This is a genomic window from Methylocystis rosea SV97 (genome assembly GCF_000372845.1).
GTDB lineage: Bacteria > Pseudomonadota > Alphaproteobacteria > Rhizobiales > Beijerinckiaceae > Methylocystis > Methylocystis rosea.
Genome location: NZ_KB889963.1, coordinates 305,489 through 324,007, shown reverse-complemented (window position 1 = coordinate 324,007; position 18,519 = coordinate 305,489). Strand labels below are relative to the sequence as shown.

20 protein-coding genes and 1 pseudogene are annotated in these 18,519 nt (G+C 63.8%); 11 read left to right on the top strand and 10 right to left on the bottom strand.

The annotated features are described in order from the left end of the window. Position 1: 1 nt before the first annotated feature. Positions 2-313: a SorB family sulfite dehydrogenase c-type cytochrome subunit gene (gene sorB, locus A3OO_RS0101775; RefSeq protein ID WP_018406112.1), complete on the top strand. Its 312-nt coding sequence runs from the start codon at positions 2-4 to the stop codon at positions 311-313. 115 nt (positions 314-428) lie between these two features. Here sorB and A3OO_RS0101770 read toward each other — a convergent pair whose 3' ends face one another. Together A3OO_RS0101770 and A3OO_RS0101765 are read right to left on the bottom strand one after the other, a co-directional pair. Then, a complete protein-coding gene (locus A3OO_RS0101770; protein WP_018406111.1) occupies positions 429-1,223 on the bottom strand; it encodes a quinoprotein dehydrogenase-associated SoxYZ-like carrier in 795 nt (264 codons plus the stop codon). 166 nt (positions 1,224-1,389) lie between these two features. Continuing rightward, positions 1,390-2,313, bottom strand: a complete 924-nt coding sequence (locus A3OO_RS0101765) for a quinoprotein relay system zinc metallohydrolase 2 (protein WP_026222593.1) — start codon at positions 2,311-2,313, stop codon at positions 1,390-1,392. A 291-nt stretch (positions 2,314-2,604) separates the two neighbouring features. Here A3OO_RS0101765 and xoxF5 point away from each other — a divergent pair, with 291 nt between their 5' ends. The 4 genes from xoxF5 (at position 2,605) to A3OO_RS0101740 (ending at position 6,513) form a co-directional block, all read left to right on the top strand. Beyond that, a complete protein-coding gene (xoxF5, locus tag A3OO_RS0101755) occupies positions 2,605-4,413 on the top strand; it encodes a lanthanide-dependent methanol dehydrogenase XoxF5 (protein ID WP_026222592.1) in 1,809 nt (602 codons plus the stop codon). 148 nt (positions 4,414-4,561) lie between these two features. Next, the gene (locus A3OO_RS0101750; RefSeq protein ID WP_026222591.1) at positions 4,562-5,029 is read left to right on the top strand and encodes a c-type cytochrome, methanol metabolism-related; all 468 of its coding nucleotides are present in this window, start codon (positions 4,562-4,564) and stop codon (positions 5,027-5,029) included. 18 nt (positions 5,030-5,047) lie between these two features. Beyond that, complete coding sequence (locus tag A3OO_RS0101745; RefSeq protein WP_018406106.1) at positions 5,048-5,947, top strand: substrate-binding domain-containing protein; 900 nt, start codon at positions 5,048-5,050, stop codon at positions 5,945-5,947. Beyond that, complete coding sequence (locus A3OO_RS0101740) at positions 5,947-6,513, top strand: PQQ-dependent catabolism-associated CXXCW motif protein (protein WP_018406105.1); 567 nt, start codon at positions 5,947-5,949, stop codon at positions 6,511-6,513. The genes A3OO_RS0101745 and A3OO_RS0101740 overlap by 1 nt, the downstream gene beginning before the upstream one ends. Before the next feature lie 165 nt (positions 6,514-6,678). On the opposite strand, the gene A3OO_RS0101735 is transcribed toward A3OO_RS0101740, so the two are convergent. Beyond that, positions 6,679-7,299 carry a hypothetical protein gene (locus A3OO_RS0101735; protein ID WP_018406104.1) on the bottom strand — a complete coding sequence of 207 codons (621 nt, stop codon included), beginning with the start codon at positions 7,297-7,299 and terminating at the stop codon, positions 6,679-6,681. 45 nt (positions 7,300-7,344) lie between these two features. Here A3OO_RS0101735 and A3OO_RS0101730 point away from each other — a divergent pair, with 45 nt between their 5' ends. After that, the gene (locus A3OO_RS0101730) at positions 7,345-8,115 is read left to right on the top strand and encodes a HisA/HisF-related TIM barrel protein (protein ID WP_018406103.1); all 771 of its coding nucleotides are present in this window, start codon (positions 7,345-7,347) and stop codon (positions 8,113-8,115) included. On the opposite strand, the gene fae (A3OO_RS0101725) is transcribed toward A3OO_RS0101730, so the two are convergent. The 5 genes from fae (A3OO_RS0101725) to mch form a co-directional block, all read right to left on the bottom strand. Next, complete coding sequence (gene fae / locus A3OO_RS0101725) at positions 8,084-8,653, bottom strand: formaldehyde-activating enzyme (protein WP_018406102.1); 570 nt, start codon at positions 8,651-8,653, stop codon at positions 8,084-8,086. The genes A3OO_RS0101730 and fae (A3OO_RS0101725) overlap by 32 nt on opposite strands. A gap of 260 nt (positions 8,654-8,913) precedes the next feature. Next, the gene (fae, locus tag A3OO_RS0101720) at positions 8,914-9,423 is read right to left on the bottom strand and encodes a formaldehyde-activating enzyme (protein WP_018406101.1); all 510 of its coding nucleotides are present in this window, start codon (positions 9,421-9,423) and stop codon (positions 8,914-8,916) included. Between the two features lie 137 nt (positions 9,424-9,560). Continuing rightward, entirely contained in the window at positions 9,561-10,436 is an 876-nt protein-coding gene (locus A3OO_RS0101715) for a triphosphoribosyl-dephospho-CoA synthase (protein ID WP_018406100.1), read from the bottom strand. A gap of 1 nt (position 10,437) precedes the next feature. After that, positions 10,438-11,322, bottom strand: coding sequence for an ATP-grasp domain-containing protein (locus A3OO_RS0101710; protein ID WP_018406099.1), 885 nt, complete (start codon positions 11,320-11,322; stop codon positions 10,438-10,440). Positions 11,323-11,412: 90 nt separating this feature from the next. Further along, positions 11,413-12,393 carry a methenyltetrahydromethanopterin cyclohydrolase gene (mch, locus tag A3OO_RS0101705; RefSeq protein WP_018406098.1) on the bottom strand — a complete coding sequence of 327 codons (981 nt, stop codon included), beginning with the start codon at positions 12,391-12,393 and terminating at the stop codon, positions 11,413-11,415. A gap of 329 nt (positions 12,394-12,722) precedes the next feature. On the opposite strand from mch, the gene A3OO_RS23400 reads away from it, so the two are divergent. Continuing rightward, positions 12,723-12,884 carry a hypothetical protein gene (locus A3OO_RS23400; protein WP_018406097.1) on the top strand — a complete coding sequence of 54 codons (162 nt, stop codon included), beginning with the start codon at positions 12,723-12,725 and terminating at the stop codon, positions 12,882-12,884. Positions 12,885-13,066: 182 nt separating this feature from the next. On the opposite strand, the gene A3OO_RS0101695 is transcribed toward A3OO_RS23400, so the two are convergent. Then, positions 13,067-14,050: a GlxA family transcriptional regulator gene (locus A3OO_RS0101695; protein ID WP_018406096.1), complete on the bottom strand. Its 984-nt coding sequence runs from the start codon at positions 14,048-14,050 to the stop codon at positions 13,067-13,069. A gap of 169 nt (positions 14,051-14,219) precedes the next feature. Between A3OO_RS0101695 and amoC the strand changes: the two are divergent. Together amoC and A3OO_RS0101685 are read left to right on the top strand one after the other, a co-directional pair. Next, positions 14,220-14,995 (top strand): annotated as a pseudogene (amoC, locus tag A3OO_RS20970) (bacterial ammonia monooxygenase, subunit AmoC). A gap of 211 nt (positions 14,996-15,206) precedes the next feature. Further along, complete coding sequence (locus A3OO_RS0101685) at positions 15,207-15,803, top strand: hypothetical protein (protein ID WP_040573543.1); 597 nt, start codon at positions 15,207-15,209, stop codon at positions 15,801-15,803. Positions 15,804-15,849: 46 nt separating this feature from the next. Here A3OO_RS0101685 and ygfZ read toward each other — a convergent pair whose 3' ends face one another. Then, positions 15,850-16,677 (bottom strand): CAF17-like 4Fe-4S cluster assembly/insertion protein YgfZ, encoded by an 828-nt coding sequence (gene ygfZ, locus A3OO_RS0101680; protein WP_018406094.1) that lies wholly within the window; start codon positions 16,675-16,677, stop codon positions 15,850-15,852. Between the two features lie 104 nt (positions 16,678-16,781). Between ygfZ and A3OO_RS0101675 the strand changes: the two genes are divergently transcribed. Further along, the gene (locus A3OO_RS0101675) at positions 16,782-18,107 is read left to right on the top strand and encodes a dihydroorotase (RefSeq protein ID WP_018406093.1); all 1,326 of its coding nucleotides are present in this window, start codon (positions 16,782-16,784) and stop codon (positions 18,105-18,107) included. A gap of 96 nt (positions 18,108-18,203) precedes the next feature. After that, positions 18,204-18,515, top strand: coding sequence for a hypothetical protein (locus A3OO_RS0101670; RefSeq protein WP_018406092.1), 312 nt, complete (start codon positions 18,204-18,206; stop codon positions 18,513-18,515). The last annotated feature ends 4 nt before the right edge of the window (positions 18,516-18,519 follow it).

The following is an 18,519-nucleotide window of genomic DNA, read 5'->3' as shown; positions in this document are numbered from 1 at the left end:
CATGCCGCGCTTTCGCAAAACGCTCATCCTGGTGGCGACGGCCGCGTCACTCGCGCCGGCGCTCGGCGCCGCCGAGACACTGACCTATTCGCTGCCGGAAGAGACGGCGGCGCTGCGCGCCGGACCAGGACAGGAAACCGCCCAGAGCAATTGCGCCGTCTGTCACTCCGTCGACTATATCGAGCGCCAGCCGCCCAAGATGGGCCGGGGTTTCTGGGAAGGCGTCGTCAAGAAGATGATCGCGTCCTACCATGCGCAGATCGACGAGCCCGACGCAGCCGCGATCGTCGATTATCTCGCCGCGACCTATTGAGCGCGGCCTTGAGCAGGTTCCGAAAAAGTTGACAGACTTTTTCGATGAGAACCTGCTCCAATGATTTTGAGAAATTCCTTATCGATCACATTGTTCGATGTGATCGGGAAGCGCTCTATGACGCCTCGCCGATCGGCCATTGGCCCTTGTAGACGCCGCCCTTGTTGTCATGCGCTTCGACGCGGATCGTCTTCGCGCCATTCGGCGCATAGGTGAAGCGGAAGGTCGGGTCTTCCGAGAGCGAAATGCCGCCTTCCATCTTGAAGATCGGCGTCTCGCCCTGAAAGACTTCGACCTGGTCGATGAAATGCGCGGGGAGATAGGCGCGCGAGACCGGGTCCATCTGCATGCCGGAGGCGTTGGGATGGCGGATCATGATCTGCGCTTCGCGCTTTGCCGGATCGGCGCTCTTGAACTCGCGATATTTCATCTTGCCGATATTGGCGACCGCCTCGTCCTGATCCTTGACGGCGGGCGCCGAACAGCCGCCCGAGGCTTTGACGAATTTGGCGTCGGCGCGAAGCTTGCCGTCGCTCGTCTCCGCCACCGCATGGACGTTGCTGTAGGAATTCACCCGCACGCGGGTTTCGATGAAGCCGACCGCCGACTTGTCGCCAAGTGTGAAGGCCGCGGCCATCGGCATCGGGTTCTGGTCGATGACCAGCGTAGCGACCTTGATCTGCGTCGGATCGGCGAAGCGCATGGTCATCGGCACGATCGCCGCGTCCTCGGCCCGCGCCGGCGCGTCGAGCGTAACGACGCCGTCAGCCGCCGCGATCGGGCGGCTGTGGAAAATATCGACGACGAGTTCCGGCCAGGGGTCGGGCGCGGTTTGGGCGAGCGCCGCGGTCGCAAGGAGAGCGAAGAGGGCGCCGGCGGCGGAACGGGCTGCTGTGTTCATATCCGGCATCCTCCAAACAAATCCGTGATTGCGAGCGTAGCGAAGCAATTCATCGAAAGGCGCCCCCGGCTCTGGATTGCTGCGTCGCCGCGCCCCTCGCAATGACGGCAAGAGCGCTGATCTATTGGCAAGAATAAGCGCGAACCCCGCTCGCCGTCACGTGACAAAGTCATGCTCACGGCCCCTCCCACTCCAGCTCGGCGAATCCCGCCGTGGCGTTGCGGGCATTGTAATCGTCGAAGAGCCGCCATTTCTCCCGCTCCTCGGTCCCGGCGGTTTTCGCGGCGGCGGCGACCCCCTCGCCCTTCTTGATCGCGGCCCGGAGGTCGGTGGTCAGCCGCATCAGATAAGCGCGCTGGTCTTCCAGCGCCTTCGGCCAGGGCGCAGGGACGGGCCCGTGCCCGGCGACGACCTGCGTCGCCTTGATCGCCGCGAGCCTGTCGGCGACGTCGAGGAAGCCGAGCAGGCTCCCGTCGACGACCGGCACATGCTGGAGAAAGAGCAGATCGCCGGAAAAGAGCACGCCGCTCTTCGGATCGAGAATGGTGAGGTCGCATTCGCTGTGCGCCGTGCGCCATGCTTGCAGCACGATCTCGCGATGGCCGAGATCGAGCGTCAGCGTCTGGTCGACGGTCTTCGTAGGGGGCACGATCGTCACGCCGTCGAGCGCGTCGCCCATCTGCGCGCGAAAGGCCGAAAGATAATGCGGGCCGCGGGCGGCGAGCGCGCGCGGCAGATTTTTGTGTCCGACGAAGGTCGCGCCGGTCTCGACGAAGGCGCCATTGCCGAATGTGTGGTCGGGATGGGCGTGGGTGTTGATGACGTAGCGAATGGGCTTTTGCGTCTTTTCGCGCAGCGCCGCGAGGAAGGCGCGGCCTTCGATCAGGCTGCCGCCGGTATCGATCACCGCGACCGCTTCGTCCCCCACGATGGCGCCGAGATTGGCGATGTCGCCCATATTTTCCCGGGTCATGAGGGAAGTTTCGCCCTGATGCGCATAAACCCCGGGGGCGATTTCGCTTAAGGAGAAGGCGCGGGCGGGATACCCGGCGACGAGCGGCGCGAGCGCCGCGACAAGCGCCAGCATGCGACGCAACATGTTGTTCGCCTTAACTGTTTCATGGGCAGGCCGATGCGCCGCATCGCACGGCCGCGCCATTGTTTTTTGCGATTGCGATTCAAGAGCTAGCGACATATTATCCCGCCGTTTCCGAGTTAAAAGACGTCTTCCGGACGGGAACCGGGAGCTTCTCGCCGCTGGCGGACGTTTTGTCCCGCCGGCATGAGACATAAACGGAAATCGCCTTCCCAATGTCGAGGCGCCTAGGAGGCACGACGTCGGCGGCGGCGCATAAAAATGCGCCCCGGGCGTCGTCAGGAGGAAAAGCTCATGCATAAACTGTTGTTGTCGACTTCGGTGGCCGTACTCGCGCTCGCCGGCGCGGCGAAGGCCGACGATTTGCAGACCCTGCAGAAAGACCCCAAGCAGTGGGTGATGCCGACGGGTGACTACGGCAACCTGCGCCATTCCGCTCTTAAGCAGATCACGACCGAGAACGTCGGCAAGCTCGCGCCGGCGTGGCAGTTCTCCACCGGCGTTCTGCGCGGCCATGAAGGCGCGCCGCTCGTCATCGGCGACGTCATGTATCTGCATACGCCGTTCCCCAACAACGTCTATGCGCTCGACCTGAAGGATCCGGACCACAAGATCCTCTGGAAGTATGAGCCCAAGCAAGATCCGTCGGTCGTGCCGGTGATGTGCTGCGACACGGTCAACCGCGGTCTCGCCTATGGCGACGGCAAGATTTTCCTGGCGCAGGCCGACACCACGCTCGTCGCGCTCGACGCCAAATCCGGCAAGCTCCTCTGGTCGGTCAAGAACGGCGATCCCTCCAAGGGCCAGACTTCGACCGCGGCGCCGCATGTCTTCAAGGACAAGGTGTTCGTGGGCATCGCCGGCGGCGAATTCGGCGTGCGGGGCCACATCACGGCCTATGACGTGAAGACCGGCCAGCAGGTGTGGCGCGGCTATTCGATGGGCCCCGACGCCGACACGCTCATCGAGCCGGGCAAGACCACCCATCTCGGCAAGCCTGTCGAGAAGGACTCAGGCATCTCGACCTGGGAAGGCGAGCAGTGGAAGATCGGCGGCGGCACCACCTGGGGCTGGTACAGCTACGATCCGGACCTCAATCTCGTCTACTACGGCTCGGGCAATCCCTCGACCTGGAACCCCAAGCAGCGTCCGGGCGACAATCGCTGGTCGATGACGATCTGGGCGCGCGACCTCGACACCGGCAAGGCGAAGTGGGTTTACCAGATGACGCCCCACGACGAGTGGGACTATGACGGCATCAACGAGATGATTCTCGCCGACCAGGACATGGGCGGCCAGAAGCGCAAGACTCTCGTCCACTTCGACCGCAACGGCTTCGGCTATACGCTTGACCGCGTCACCGGCGAACTGCTGGTCGCCGAGAAATTTGATCCGGCGGTGAACTGGGCGACCAAGGTCGACATGGACAAGTCGTCCAAGACCTATGGCCGTCCGCTCGGCGTGGCGAAATATTCGACCGAGCAGAATGGCGAAGACGTCAATACGCAATATGTCTGCCCGGCGGCGCTTGGCTCCAAGGACCAGCAGCCGGCGAGCTACGACGCGACGACGGGACTGTTCCTGGTTCCGACCAACCATGTCTGCATGGACTATGAGCCGTTCCGCGTGAGCTATACGGCGGGCCAGCCCTACGTCGGCGCGACGCTGGAAATGTTCCCGGCGGGCAAGGACAAGGGCGAGACCCACACCGGCAACTTCATCGCCTGGGACGCCAAGGTCGGCAAGATCGTCTGGTCCAATAAGGAGCAGTTCTCGGTCTGGGGCGGCGCGACGTCGACGGACGGCGGCATCACCTTCTATGGCACGCTCGAGGGCTATCTGAAGGCCGTCGACACGAAGACCGGCAAGGAGCTCTATAAGTACAAGACTCCGTCGGGAATCATCGGCAACGTCACCACCTATGAGTCCGGCGGCAAGCAGTATGTCGCGGTGCTCTCTGGCGTTGGCGGCTGGGCCGGCATCGGCTTGGCGGCTGGCCTCTCGAAGAGCAACGAGGGACTCGGCGCCGTGGGCAACTACGCGTCGCTGGCCAACTATACGGCTCTTGGCGGCGTCTTGACTGTCTTCGCTCTGCCGAACTAAGCGAGACGCGAAGCAATTAAAAGCCGGCGCTCGGCGCACCGTCAAGGTGCCGCCGAGCGTCGGCGTTTACACTGTGTGGGAAGAAAAGAGACCAAGGAGAGAGGTAATGAGATCGTCGCTTGCCGGAGCGTTAGCTCTGGGCGTCATCATGTGCGTGGGGACCTCCGCAATGGCCGAGGCGCCGGGAGACCCCAAGGCCGTCAAATCGACCGACGGCAAATATCTCGACGCCAAAGGCGACCCCACCTACAACGTCGGTCCCGACGGCAAGGTGGACTGGTACACCTTCTCCGGCTATCGCCGCTATCACGCGGAATGCCACGTCTGCCACGGCCCCAATGGCGGCGGCTCAACCTACGCGCCGGCGCTCAAGGATTCGGTGAAGCGGTTCGACTATGCCGAGTTCGCCGGCATCGTCATCGGCGGACGCCAGAACGGCAACAGCGTTATGCCGGCCTTCGCCGAAAACAAGAACGCCTCCTGCTACATCGACGATCTCTATGTCTATCTGCGCGCCCTCTCGACCGGCGCCATCGAGCCCGGCCGTCCGGGCAAGAAGGAAGACCGCCCGGAGGCCTTCGCCAAGGCCGAGACCGAGTGCATGAATCAGAAGTAAGAGCGTCGATACGATCGCATGATCCGCTTCACGCATCGGCGCGGTTTTTCCGCGCTGCTCTCGACGGGCTGGGCCGCCGCAATCCTCTTTGTGGCGGCCCCCGCCTCGGCGCAGCATATGGGGCCCGACGCCGGCGCCAAGGGCGACGATAATCAGGGTTCGATCGAACTCGTCGATCCCAAGACGCTGCGGGTGTGCGCCGATCCGAACAATCTTCCCTTTTCAAACGAAAAGGGCGAAGGCTTCGAGAACAGGATCGCCGAATTCCTCGCGAAGAGGCTCGGCAAGGATCTCGCCTATACCTATTATCCGGGCGCCACGGGCTTTGTGCGCAATACGCTTAACGCGCATCTTTGCGACGTCATCCTCGGCATGCCGCAGGGCAATGACCTCGTGCAGACCACCAATCCCTATTACCGGACGACCTACGCCATCGTGACCCGGGCGGGCTCGGAGCTTGACGGCGTCAAGACGCTCGACGATCCCCGTCTGAAAGATAAGCCGCATCGCATCGGCCTTGTCGCCAACACGCCCCCGGGCAATGTGCTGGCGATGAATGGTCTGATGGCGTCGGTGAAGCCCTATGCGCTGATGGTCGACACGCGCGTCGAATCCTCCGGCGCGGCGATGATGCATGATCTTGAAAAGGGCGAGATCGACGTCGCGCTGCTGTGGGGTCCGATCGCCGGCTACTACGCCAAACAATCGAGCGTGAAGCTCAATGTCACCCCTCTGCCGGAGACGCCCGGCGCCCGCATGGCCTTCCGGATCGGTTTCGGGGTTCGCCATTCCGATCAGAACTGGAAGCGCGAACTCAATACGCTGATCGCCCAAAACAAGAACGAGCTGGAGCGCATCCTTCGCGATTTTGAAGTCCCGTTGCTCGATGAGTCGGGACATGCGATCACGGCTCCGTGATGAGTCTGGCGAAACATTTGGCGAGCGGCCTTCTCGCGCTCTGCGCGGCGGTCGCGCTTTACGCCGCGCCCGCTTTCGCCCAAGCGCCGCCGGAGCCGGAAGGCTACCGCCTCGACAATTATCACGCGCCGACGCCGGCGACGCTCAAGGGCGCGACCGTCCTCGACACCCCGCAGGCGTTTGAACTGTGGAGCGGCAAGAAAGCGGTTTTCATCGACGCGCTTTCGCGGCCGCCAAAGCCGGAAGGCCTGCCGAAGAATGCGGTGTGGCGCGATCCGAAGCGCTTCGACATTCCCGGCAGCATCTGGCTTCCCGACACCGGGTTTGGAGAACTCTCCGAACCGATGGCGCGCTATTTCGAGCAAGGCGTGGCGCGCGCAAGCGGCGGCGACAAATCGAAGCCGCTCGTCTTTTATTGCCGCACCAATTGCTGGGCGTCCTGGAACGCCGCGAAACGCGCGCTCACCCTCGGCTATACGCATGTGCTGTGGTATCCGCCCGGCGCCGACGCCTGGGAGCAGGCGGGCCATCCGCTCGAGGAGCGCCAGCCCGAGCCGCGCGAGTAGGGCGCGATTTCAATTTAGGCTGGGGTCTTTCCCGACGCTTTGCGTGAGCGAAGCGATCGGGAATCCAGAGCAAGGCCAGCGCTCACTCACACTTCTGGATTCCCGGTCAGGCCGTGGGCCTGCCGGGAATGACACGCAAACCAGTGGATCAATGGGGTCCGCCCCTCACTCCATCGCCTGCTGGATGGCGCGCGCGAGCGTTCCAAAACGTTGCTCGATCAGCGCCGGGCTTTCGCACACATAGCCGACCATGCGCCGCTGCTCCTCGAAGAGGCGCAGCCGCCACTGCACGGCTTCACTCGCCTTTTTCATCGCTTCGGGGTCCAGGGGCTTTTGATCCTGAAGTTCGCGCAGCGTCTGCGTCTCCTGGCGCGCCGTCTCCGCCATGGCTTTCAGCCGCCGGCCAAAACGATCGAGACCGTTGACCAGGTCGCGCCGCTCGTCATTCATGCGCTCATAGACGCCGGCGAAAAGCGTCGTCAGGCGCTCCTTGCGCTTGTCGCCCGCCGATTTGGCGAATTGCGCGATAAGCGTCTCCGCTTCGTCCATCTGCGTGCGTCGCTGCGCGAGGCGCGTGACGAGATCGGCGATCGTCGCATCATCGCGCCAATGTTTCATAGCGGCGTCGAGCGGCGGACCGGCCCAGACGCCCCCGACCGCGAGCTCGGGCACGCGCACCTGTCGGCACGGCCAATCTGGCTGGCTTTGTTGGGGCGGCGCCTGCGCCGCAGCGGCGTCGGCGAAAACGAGCAAGAAAAGCGCAAGACGCAGGCTAAGATGAATCATGAGGCTCGCCGGACGTCGCGGGATCGCGACGCGCTATAATGCCCCATGCAGATCATCCCCGTCATCGATATTCGCAACGGCGCGGTCATGCGCGCGCGCGCCGGCGACCGCGACAGCTACAAGCCAATCTCTACGCCGCTTGCGTCGACAAGCGCGCCGGCCGATGTTGTCGCCGCTTTCCTGACGCTTCATCCATTCGAGAAAATCTATATCGCGGATCTCGACGCGATCGAGGGTCGCGGCGACAACCGCCGCGAGATCGCCGCGTTGACAGAGCGATTTCCATCGCTTCGCTTTATGGTCGACGCCGGCGCCGCGTCCTGCGACTGGCGCGGCGCAGCGCGCGTCGATTGTGTGATCGGCAGCGAATGCCTGCGCGACGGCGACTCCCTGCATGTCGCCAAGCATGACCCCAATGTCGTTCTGTCGCTCGATTTTCGCGACGAGTTTTTTTTGGGTCCCGATGCGCTGGACGAATGCCCCAAGCTGTGGCCGCGTCAGATCATCGTCATGACGCTTACGCGCGTCGGCGTCGGCGCGGGTCCCGATTTTGCGCGGGTTTCGCAAATCATTGAGCGTGCGGGCGATCGGCGCGTCTTTGCCGCCGGCGGCGTTCGCGACGCGGACGATCTTGAACGGCTTGAGGCGATCGGCGCCGCTGGCGCGCTTGTCGCGACGGCGCTGCACGACGGCGCTCTGACGCGCGCCGATCTCGATCGTTTTGCGTGGGCGCACAAAAAAAAAGGGAGCCCTGAGGCTCCCTTGGCAAGCGAACCGCCAAAGATCAGTTGGCGGCGAAAGGATGTTTCGCGGTGACGCGGGCCGACAACACGCTGCGCGCGCTCGGATCGCCCTTCATCGCGCGGGCGATGGCTTCCTTCGTCGCGGTGTAGTTGAAGTCCTGAATCTTCTGATCGTCGTTGGCGTCCCAATGGATGAACACGCCGACGCAGATGAAGAGATCATCCGCCTGGCTCATCGGAATGACGCCCTCGGCCAGGCTGTCGGCGACCGCTTTGGCGACGCCATATTGCGCCGGGCCGAACATCTGAACCGCCTGCTTGGCGTTCTTGATGGTCACCTTGTTGAACATCATCGTATAGGGCTTCACCAACAGGTTCGGCGCGACGACCGCGAGCAGCGTCGTAAAGCCGTCCTTGTTGTTGACGAGGCCGTTGGCGAAGGCCTTCTCGGCGGCGGAGCCGCGCGGACCCATGATCAGGTCGATGTGCGCGACCTCATTGCCGTCGCCGACGAGCGATTCGCCGACGCTGGTCTTGCCGGTGCTCGACGTGAAGCCGGATGACGGCTTCGGAAAAAGCGCGCCCAGTATTTTCTCAAAGAACGAAGCCATAATCCATCCCTTCCGGTGCGTTCGCGTCCCTGCGGCGTCTTCGACTTTGCGCGCGCGGAATGCCCCTATTGCTCGTTGCGTCTCCCCTCAGGGAAGACGAAATTTCTGCTGGCGGCCGCCCCCGCGCGCCAGACTTTAGAACTCTGCGGCGTCATCGTTTTGCAGCGTCGATGCTTGGCCGCTTAAGCGGCGGCGTCGGTCGGCTGCGAGCGCGGCGGCGGGGAGCGTTCGGCTCCCCGCTGCGCATGTTCCTACGCGGATCAGTTCGGCGCGAAGGGGTGCTTGGCTTCGTTGCGCTTGGCGACGACTTCCGAAGCCTTCGGCTCGCCCTTGACGGCGCGCGCGATCGCTTCCTTCGTCGCGGTATAATTGTAGTCCTGGATCTTCTTGTCGTCCGAAGCGTCCCAGTGAATGAACACGCCGACCGCAATAAAGATGTCGTCGGCTTCGTCGACCGGGATCACGCCCTCGGCGACCGAATCCGCAACCGCCTTGGCGACGCCATGCTGCGCCGGGCCGAACATCTGCACGGCCTGCTTGGCGCCCTTGATCGTCACCTTGTTGAAGAGGATCGTGTTGGGCTTGCACAGCAGGTTCGGCGCGACGACCGCGAGCAGCGTCGTGAAGCCGTCCTTGTTGTTGACGAGCGCATTGGCGAAAGCGAGCTCGGCCGCCGAGCCGCGCGGACCCATGATCAGGTCGATATGCGCAACTTCATTGCCGTCGCCGACCAGCGACTCGCCGACCAGCATTTTGTTGATTAAAGCCATGTGTTCCTCCCAGAATTCCTCATGATCGCGCGCGCCATTCGGCCCCGAGCGACTCTATCCCCTCTTCGGCGCCGAGCGAAAAAGCCCGATCCGACCGGTGGTCAGATAGCCGCGAGTCCATCCCGCGCGCGGCGGACTCAACCATTTTTGCGCGGCCTTGCCAAGATGGCCCCAAGATAATCGGCGAAAAGAACCGCGACGGTCAGATCGGCGCTTGTGCCGGGATTCAACCCACGCTGTTTGAGCGCGCGATCGAAGTCCAACGCCAGTTCGAACGCCGCCGCGCGGCCGTTGGCGCTCTTGAGACTCTTTGCAAAACGCGCCGCCTCGCCGCGGACCGCCTCGGCGGCGGCGAGCCCATGTTTGCGCGTAATATGGCTATCCGGAAAAGCGGCGAGAAAAGCCGCATAGACGGCGAGCGTTCCGAGCGGCGCATCGGCGCTTTGCGCGCGCGCCTCCGCGAGGGTATTAAGGCCAAGGTCGAAAATATCAACAAAGCCATTGGCGTATTGCCAGGCGATGCGGTCTCGGTCGGCGGCGGCCCGCATCGCTTCAAGGAGAGTCGTTTGCGCCGGCGCATGGACGTCATGCTGCGGCGCATCTCCAAGCCCCGCCGGCCGCGCGTGGGCGATGGCGTGAAAGGCGTCGTCGGCGTCGCTGATGTCGAGCGCCTGCAGCACGCGCCCGGTCTCCTGGCGCAGATCGGCGCTTTGTGCGGTCGCGGCGGCCTGGGCCAGCGGCGCGCAGAGCAAGATAATGCCGAGATTGGTGTTCTGCCCGACTCGCGCCTGCGTCGCCTCGACCGCGCCGGCGATGCGCGCGCCAACGGTCGATTGCGCCGCTGCGATGAAGGGCGCGGCGGCTTTGGCGCTGGCGAGGAAATCCCCCGTGGTCATGCCATGGCCGTCGGCGAAGACATGGACGTTGCCGGGTTTGGGCGCCTGCAGCTCCGCTTCGCAGGCGGCGATAAAGCCGGTCGCGATCTCCTGCGGGTCGGCCGCGAAATTCGCCACGTCAGCCGCGAAGTCGCATGCGCGTCATTTGCGCAAGCGCGTCGGCCGTGACTCTGTCGGCGATCGAGAAGGGCGTCACCCGCTGCAGTCCGCTCCAGCCCGCCATGCTGTTGACTTCAAGAATAAGCGGCGCGCCCCGGTCATCATTGATGATGTCGACGCCGGCGAAGTCGACGCCGAGCGCCGCGGCGGCGGCGAGCGCGATCTCCGCCTCCCGCACTGAGGGCTCGACGGCGACTGGTTTCGCCCCTTGCCGCACATTGGTGATCCAATGGCTCGAGCGCCGGCGCATGGCGGCGATGATGTCGCCGCCCGAGACGAGAATGCGCATGTCTTCGAAGGGCGGCCGCGCCGGGCCGACGAAGTGCTGGAGATAAAACACCCCGCGCGCGTCCTGAAGCGACGGCAGGTCGCTTTCGTCTTCGATCAATCGCAGACCCCAGCCCTGCGCCCCGAAAAGCGGCTTCATCACGAGGGGGCCCTTGGCGCATTCGCGCCGCGCGATGGCGCGCGCCTGCGCGAGAGTCTGCGCCGCGAAAGTCTGCGGCGTCGGCAGTCCGGCCTGCGCCAGAAGAAAGCTAGACATGGATTTATCGGTGCAGCGTTCGATCGCGCGCGCGCTGTTGAGCACTGGAACGCCGAGCGCCTCCAGGGCGTGCAGGACGCCAAGCCGCATGGTGATCGCTTCCAGCGACCCGTCGCCGATGGCGCGAACGATGGCGAGATCGGGCAGGTCGCGAAATCCGGGGATGATGAGGCCCTGGGCGCGGCCCGTCTCGATCTTGCAGGCGGAGAGCCGCGCGGCGACGGCCGTTGCGCCCTGCCTGCGCAAGGCGCGGAGCGTGCGGATCACATGCCAGTCGAGCTTGTCGGTGAAGACCGCCACGCGCGGCGGCGGCCCTCTATCCTCACTCAAAGGAGCGGTGGGGTCGGATCTATCGAGCAGGTCGAACGCAGTCACAAAACGCCCCGGCGATCACCCGCCAAACGATTTATCCAAGAGCGCCAGATTGATCTCGCCGGCGCGGAAGGTTTCGCCGGTCTCGACCGCCGTCACCAGCGCTTCGGCCGGCGAAAACAGGCTGCCGTCGATCTTATAGAAGTCGCCCTTATACGCCTTGAAGATTTCGGCGAACGGCCGGCCGTAGTCGCGCGAGGTGTCGCTCGGCAGCTTTTCGGCGAGCTCCTTGGCGGCGGCGGCCGAGCCCTTCACGAAAAGATGCGCGCGCCCCGCATAAATGATCGCGTCATTGGTGCGGCCCATCGCCTGCACGAAGTCGGGGTGGGGCGGCGAGAGCGGCGCCGTCGCGACGCCGTCGATAATGTCGTCGAGCGGAAAATGCAGCTCATGCGCCTTGTGCAACGCGACTTCGAGCACCCGGCCGACCACCTGAACGCCGCCGGCGAGCGACTGCGTCGGCGCATAAATGAAGGCGACTTTGTCCGGCGTCACGCCTGAGCGCGCGGCGACCTTTTCCACGACTTCCTTGGGCGGGGGCGAAGCGCTTTCGAGGACGATGGTGACGCGGTCGGCGAGATCGCGATACGTCAGCTCGTCGAACAGCTTTTCGGCCCGCGCCTGGGCGCGCCCTGGGCCCGACCCGAGAGCGAAGAATTTCTCGTGGCTCAGGCTCCAGCCGGCGTATTGGCTGGCGAGGCAGGCAACGACCGGATCGGCGCTGGTCACGGTCAGCCAGAACGGCCATTTGGGCGCGGCGGGCGCGTGGGAGAGTGTGACGCGCCCAAGTCCGCCCATGCAGATTTCGGTGAGCAGCAGGCCGGCCTCAATGCCGCCCGGGACCTTGGAGCCGGCGTCGATCAGCAGTTCGCCGAGACTGCCGCGCTCGACGGCGATCCGATATTTCGCCGCGCCGGCGACGAGACGGTCGACCAGCGCGCCCGCGAGAGCGTTGACGCTTTCGGTCGTACGACCGCTGATGTTCAGGCTTCCGCTCACGTGTGGCCCTTCCCTTCTTTCGCTCTGTGGCGCTGTCCACCCTTGCCCGGCCGTTCTAAGCATAAGCCTGCAGCCGGTTCGAGCCCTGAACTTATAGAGCTTTCCGCCGAAACGAAAGCCGAGCCGCGTCGCAGCGTGTCGCGGACGCGAACCGCTTGGCCATGAAGTTTGAGGTCGAATGTCACAAAATTTCAATCTTTGTGGGTTTATTAAGGCAACCAATCTGCTGATGAAGCGTTGAGCATCGCCTGTGTGTTTCCGCACATCAAACGAGCGTTTTGCGTGTAGACTGGACAGGACGGTATATTTCTTCGCTGAAGGAAGACGAAATGGACGTGCAGCCGATTGAACGGAACGTCGCCCCGCGCACGGCCGGAAACCTTGCGTTGACCGACGTGTTTTACGTCGTCATCGCCATTGCGGTCATTCTCTTCGGCAATATGGCCTTGGTCCGCGCCATGGATGTCGCGCTCGATTCCCTGGTCAGATAGGCGGAGCCGAGCGGCTGCGAGCGGGTTGATGAAGGTCGGCGGGCGAAGCGCAATAGTCAGGCATGCTCGTTCCGGTGGTTGCAGCAATTTGTGACCGTACGTTCCGGGAGCGTCGTCTACGAAGGACCGGCCCCGCGCAGCTTCTCAGCACCCGTTCGATTTAAAAGCTCGTCACCCCGCACTTATTTGATTCCGCGCCGGGCCTGTGACCAGCTGCGATACGCGCCCGGCGTCATTCCCGAATAGCGCCGAAAGGCGCGGCGAAAGCTCGTCTCGTCGGCATAGCCCGACGCGGCGGCGAGCTGCTTGACCGAATTGCGCGTCGTCTCGAGCAGCGTGCGCGCCGTGTCAAATCGAAGGCGATCGAGAAAATGCTTGGGCGGTTCACCGGTGGCTTCTTTCAGCCGGCGGTGAAGCGTTCGCTCGGAAACGCCCAGCGCGCGCGCCAGTTCAATCGTCGTCAGTTGCGCGTCGCCGGCTTGACGGACAATGTGTTCGGCTTCCAACAGGAGCGGATTCGAGGCCGAGAGATGTCCCGGCGGAATATAGATCGCCTGAGTCGAGGGAGCCGTATCGACGACAGTGAAATCCGCTGCCGTTTTCGCCGCCTCGGGTCCGAGCAGGGCGCGGATGATATGCAGCGACAGATCAATCCAGGACAAAGGGCCGCCCGCCGTAACGATGCGGCCGTCTTCGATGAGCGATGCGCCCCAGGCCGCGTCCGCGCGCGGGTAGCGCGTTTTGAGTTCGTTGTGACGCCACCAGGTGGTCGTGCAGCGGCGACCGTCCAGCAGACCAGCTTCGCCGAGCAGGAAAACGCCATTGCAGGAGCCCGCGACGATCGCGCCTAAGGCATGCTGGCGACGAAGCCATGCGGCCGCCGCGCCGATCGCTGGAAACGGCGGCAGCGCGTGGCCGCCATCGCAGACATAGCCTGGCACGATGATCGCCGCGCAGCCGTCGACTTCGTCGAAACGCGCCTCGACCTCGTAGCGCCTGCCGGCGCCGTCGCGAATGGGAAGCCCGTCGTGACTGACGGCGATGACGCGATACGGTTCGGGCGCGCCCTTCTTTGCGAGCATCGTGCGGCTCAGAGTCAGCATATCAGCCGCGCCGACGAAGCCGAGGCCCAAACAATTTTCGTAGCCGAGAATCACGATCTGCATCTCGCAGAATCCTCATGGCGAATTTTGCATCAATATCGGCAAATCCGCTGTCTGACTCTGCAAGGGTAATGGCAAATTCGCCACGCTGTAAAGCGTCGCCCGGCGCGCGACGCTGAAAGCCGACCGAAAACGTCACCGTCGTTTTTCGGTTGAACCAAGGAGTGGGAAAATGAGCGTAACCACGCAATCGGCAGCAGGCGCGATGGATCGCGCCCAGCCGATCGTCGAATTGAAGGGAATGTGGATCGGGCTTGCGGTGCTTAACGGCTTCTATCTCGTCGTGCGCATCTACGAGCAGATTTACGGCTGGCGGGCCGGACTCGATTCATTCGCGCCGGAGTTCCAAACCTACTGGATGAGCATTCTGTGGACCGAAATTCCGCTTGAACTCATCTCAGGCGTCGGCCTCGCCGGCTGGCTCTGGAAGACGCGCGTTCGCGACATGTCGAGCGTCACGCCGCGGCAGGAAATGAAAGCCATCGTCGATAATGCCGCATGGCTCGTGGTCTATGCGGCGGCGATCTATTGGGGCGCGTCCTTCTTCACGGAGCAGGACGGCACCTGGCACATGACGGTGATACGCGACACCGACTTCACCCCGTCGCACATCATCGAATTCTATATGAGCTACCCGATCTATTCGATTCTGGCGATCGGTTGCTTCTTCCATGCGAAGACGCGAATCCCCTACTTCGCGAAGGGCTATTCGGTGGCGTATCTGATCGTCTCGATCGGACCCTTCATGATCATCCCCAACGTCGGCCTGAATGAGTGGGGCCACACCTTCTGGTTCATGGAAGAGCTGTTCGTTGCGCCGCTGCATTGGGGCTTTGTGTTCTTCGGCTGGATGGCGCTCGGCGTGTTCGGAGTCGTGATCCAGCTCCTGCTGAACATCCATCGCGCGTCATCGGCAAGGACGGCGTCGAGCTGCTGACGGGCGCGTAAGGCTCAAGATTCCCGCGCCGCGGCCGCGTTCGGACCTCCTGACGAACGACGGCGCGGCGCGGGAGGAATGCGAAAAATCTCCCAGGATCGAACTCAATTCGTCGCCTCTCGTCGCCTCTCGTCGCCTTCGGCGGCGGGAGGCGATGGACGGCAGGCCCAAAAATGCGGCATTCTTGATTTTCGAGACACGCTGTCGAAGCCGAGTGGGGAAATGTTCAGAATTAGGCTCTTCTTCATTCTCCTCGCGGCGATCGGCTTGATCGCCCGCGCGGACGCACAGGCGGTGCGCAGGGATTCCGCCAAGGCGTTCCAGAAAGTTCGGGAATGCTCGGCCCAGATGGGCCCGAACGTCATCACCTTCCGCTTCTATCAGCCGACGCAATCGCGAGATCAGTTCTGCGAGGACGTTCCCGAAACCGGATCGACGACCATCGTGGTCGACACGATGCAGGACGAATTGCGCGATATGATGGTGGAGATCCGAATCATTGAGGCGGCGCCGAATGGCGACGACGAATCAGCGCCGAACGAAGCCTACTTACCGCCCGCGCAGTTCCAAACCGGCGTCATTCAGCTCGAACATGATTTCAAGGAAAAAGGCGACTATGTCGCGCTCGTGCGGGCGCGCAGCGAGGACGGTCGCAAAGAATATAACGCGCGTTTTGCATTCTCGGTCGGCGAAGAGTTTTTACGCGCCTGGACCGCGGTCGCCATTGCGACCGTCGTGGCGCTCGCTCTCGGCGCAGGCTGGTATGCGAACGCCTTCGGCAAGCGAGCGTCGCAAAAGAGAAGGCCGCGTAACGCGTGAGAGCGGCGCGTTCTCGCCTTCGTGGCGAAAGCCCGCGCGTCCAAGCCTACGCTGCGCCTGGCTCCTCGAAGGACAAGGTCGCCCCCGCCGCCACGGGCGTCGCGCCAGCGGCCAAGGCGTCGCCGAGACGGTCGAGACGGATCATGGCGAGACCTTCTCCGTCTTGTCGCGAGCCTGTGACGCCGATTTCAACGTCGCCGGCGCGGATCGCTTCGCCCGGCCCGGGCGCGTCGCCTTGCGCGCGATATTTCGCGACCCGCCGGCGCACCAGGCCGCGATGCTTCATCCGCGACACCACCTCCTGGCCGACAAAACAGCCCTTCTTGAAATCGATCCCGGCGAGGAGATCCATGTTGGCCTCGTGTGGAAAGGTTGCGCCATAGTCGAAATCGACGCCCCCGAGCGGCACGCCGGCATGAATGCGCCGGGCCTCGTAGGCGCTCCGCCCGTCCTGCGTCGGTATCTTGCCTTTTGCCGCGATGGCGCGGAATCCAAGCGGGCCGCGCGGATCGGCGGCGATGACGACGGCCTCGACCTTCGGCGCTTCGGTCTGGTCGGGAAAGGCGATCGCTTCGAGGTCGCCGCTGCGGTTCGTCACCGTCACTTTCGAACGCAACTTGTAAATGTTCAGACGTTTTTCGAGATCGGCGGCAAGGGCGAGCGGACAGTCAAGCAGATAGCCTCCTTCGCCCGCGGCAAAGACCAGAAAATCGAACAAAATCTTGCCCTGCGGCGTCAGCAGCGCGGCGTAGCGCGCCTCGTCCGGCTTGAGCGAGGCGACGTCGTTGGTCACCAGATTATGCAGGAACTTGCCTGCGTCTTCGCCCGCAACCTCGATGATTGCGCGGTCATCGAGCAGAATCGCCGTCGTCATGTCTCTCTTCCGCCTCCGCCGCCAGCTGCTTGAGTCTCGCGCGCCTTTGGCGCATTAGCAACAAAACTCCACCCCGCGACGACATCGCAAGCGAGGCGCCACTCATGCCGCAGGTTTTCGACGTCATCCTCTCCGGCGGCGCGCTCGTCAATCAGGACGGGGAGGGCGCGCGCGACGTCGGTCTTCGTGACGGCAAGATCGCCGAGATCGGCGATCTGTCTCGCGCCTCCGCCGGTGAGACGATCGACTGTCGTGGCCTGCATATTCTGCCCGGCGTCATCGACAGCCAGGTGCATTTCCGCGAGCCCGGCGCGCCGCACAAGGAAGACCTTGAGTCGGGATCGCGCGGCGCGGTTCTGGGCGGCGTCGTCGGCGTCTTCGACATGCCCAACACCAATCCGCTGACGACAGGCGAAGCCGAGCTTGCCGACAAGGTGGCGCGCGCGAGCGGGCGCATGCATTGCGATTTCGCCTTCTGGGTCGGCGGCACGCATGAGAACGCCGCGCATCTGAGCGAGTTGGAGCGTTTGCCTGGCGCGGCCGGGATCAAAGTGTTCATGGGTTCCTCGACCGGCTCGCTGCTCATCGCCGACGACGCTGGCATCGCGGACGTGCTGTCGCATACGCGTCGGCGCGCCGCCTTTCACAGCGAAGACGAAGACCGGCTGAATCTGCGCAAGTCCCTGCGCATCGCCGGCGATCCGTCGTCGCATCCGGTCTGGCGCGACGTCGAGACGGCGGTGCGCTCGACGCGTCGGCTCATGAACATCGCGCGCGAGAAGGGCGCCCTCGTGCATGTGCTGCACGTGACGACCGAAGAAGAGATCGCGCTGCTCTCCGAGCATAAGGACATCGCCAGCGTCGAAGTAACTCCGCATCATTTGACGATGGACGCGAGCGACTATGCGCGGATTGGCACGCTGGCGCAGATGAATCCGCCGGTGCGCGAGGCGCGCCACCGCGAAGCCCTCTGGCGCGGCGTCGCGCAAGGCGTCGTCGACGTGCTGGGCTCCGATCATGCGCCGCATACGCTCGAAGAGAAGGCCAAGCCTTATCCCAATAGTCCCTCAGGGATGACAGGCGTGCAGACGCTCGTTCCGCTGCTGCTCGACCACGTCAACGCCGGTCGATTGACCTTGCAGCGCTTCGTCGACCTGACGAGCGCCGGTCCGGCGCGGCTCTTCGGCATCGCCGGCAAGGGGCGCGCCGCGGTCGGCTATGACGCCGATCTCACCATCGTCGACATGAAGCGCCGCGAGACGATCCGCAATTCCTGGATCGCCTCGCGCGTCGGTTGGACGCCCTATGACGGCAAGGAAGTCGTCGGCTGGCCCGTCGGGACGTTCGTGCGCGGCGCCAAGGTCATGTGGGAAGGCGAACTCGTAGCGCCTTCACGAGGCGCGCCAATGCGCTTTTGGGCCGCGCTCTAACGCTTCCTTTTGCAAAGTTTGGGCGTGCGCGCGGAACATTGCGACCTCGCGCGCGGTTAGTCGCTCATTCCCGATTGGCGCAAGAGGAGATGAGCCATGCCGCAGGGAGACAAGTCGGCCTATACCGACAAGCAGAAACGCAAAGTCGAGCACATCGAAGAAGGCTACGAGAAGCGCGGCGTGTCCGAGACAGAAGCCGAGCGCCGCGCCTGGGCGACGGTCAACAAGGACGATGGCGGCGGCAAGAAATCGGGATCCGGCCGCGGCGCCAAGACGGGCAATTCGGCGGCGCACAAGGGCGGCAAGATCGGCGGTGAAGCTTCCGCGTCGCGTCCTGCTTCAGAACGCTCGGCTTCCGCCAAGAAGGCCGCCGCAACGCGCAAACGCAACGAAGAGCGCGCCAGCTAGCGCG

Excerpts from the sequence above, each read along its gene's own strand:
- sorB (WP_018406112.1), top strand. The coding sequence starts at position 2 with ATGCCGCGCTTTCGCAAAACGCTCATCCTGGTGGCGACGGCCGCGTCA.
- A3OO_RS0101770 (WP_018406111.1), bottom strand. The coding sequence starts at position 1,223 with ATGCCGGATATGAACACAGCAGCCCGTTCCGCCGCCGGCGCCCTCTTC.
- A3OO_RS0101765 (WP_026222593.1), bottom strand. The coding sequence starts at position 2,313 with ATGTTGCGTCGCATGCTGGCGCTTGTCGCGGCGCTCGCGCCGCTCGTC.
- xoxF5 (WP_026222592.1), top strand. The coding sequence starts at position 2,605 with ATGCATAAACTGTTGTTGTCGACTTCGGTGGCCGTACTCGCGCTCGCC.
- A3OO_RS0101750 (WP_026222591.1), top strand. The coding sequence starts at position 4,562 with ATGTGCGTGGGGACCTCCGCAATGGCCGAGGCGCCGGGAGACCCCAAG.
- A3OO_RS0101745 (WP_018406106.1), top strand. The coding sequence starts at position 5,048 with ATGATCCGCTTCACGCATCGGCGCGGTTTTTCCGCGCTGCTCTCGACG.
- A3OO_RS0101740 (WP_018406105.1), top strand. The coding sequence starts at position 5,947 with ATGAGTCTGGCGAAACATTTGGCGAGCGGCCTTCTCGCGCTCTGCGCG.
- A3OO_RS0101735 (WP_018406104.1), bottom strand. The coding sequence starts at position 7,299 with ATGATTCATCTTAGCCTGCGTCTTGCGCTTTTCTTGCTCGTTTTCGCC.
- A3OO_RS0101730 (WP_018406103.1), top strand. The coding sequence starts at position 7,345 with ATGCAGATCATCCCCGTCATCGATATTCGCAACGGCGCGGTCATGCGC.
- fae (WP_018406102.1), bottom strand. The coding sequence starts at position 8,653 with ATGGCTTCGTTCTTTGAGAAAATACTGGGCGCGCTTTTTCCGAAGCCG.
- fae (WP_018406101.1), bottom strand. The coding sequence starts at position 9,423 with ATGGCTTTAATCAACAAAATGCTGGTCGGCGAGTCGCTGGTCGGCGAC.
- A3OO_RS23400 (WP_018406097.1), top strand. The coding sequence starts at position 12,723 with ATGGACGTGCAGCCGATTGAACGGAACGTCGCCCCGCGCACGGCCGGA.
- A3OO_RS0101695 (WP_018406096.1), bottom strand. The coding sequence starts at position 14,050 with ATGCAGATCGTGATTCTCGGCTACGAAAATTGTTTGGGCCTCGGCTTC.
- A3OO_RS0101685 (WP_040573543.1), top strand. The coding sequence starts at position 15,207 with ATGTTCAGAATTAGGCTCTTCTTCATTCTCCTCGCGGCGATCGGCTTG.
- ygfZ (WP_018406094.1), bottom strand. The coding sequence starts at position 16,677 with ATGACGACGGCGATTCTGCTCGATGACCGCGCAATCATCGAGGTTGCG.
- A3OO_RS0101675 (WP_018406093.1), top strand. The coding sequence starts at position 16,782 with ATGCCGCAGGTTTTCGACGTCATCCTCTCCGGCGGCGCGCTCGTCAAT.
- A3OO_RS0101670 (WP_018406092.1), top strand. The coding sequence starts at position 18,204 with ATGCCGCAGGGAGACAAGTCGGCCTATACCGACAAGCAGAAACGCAAA.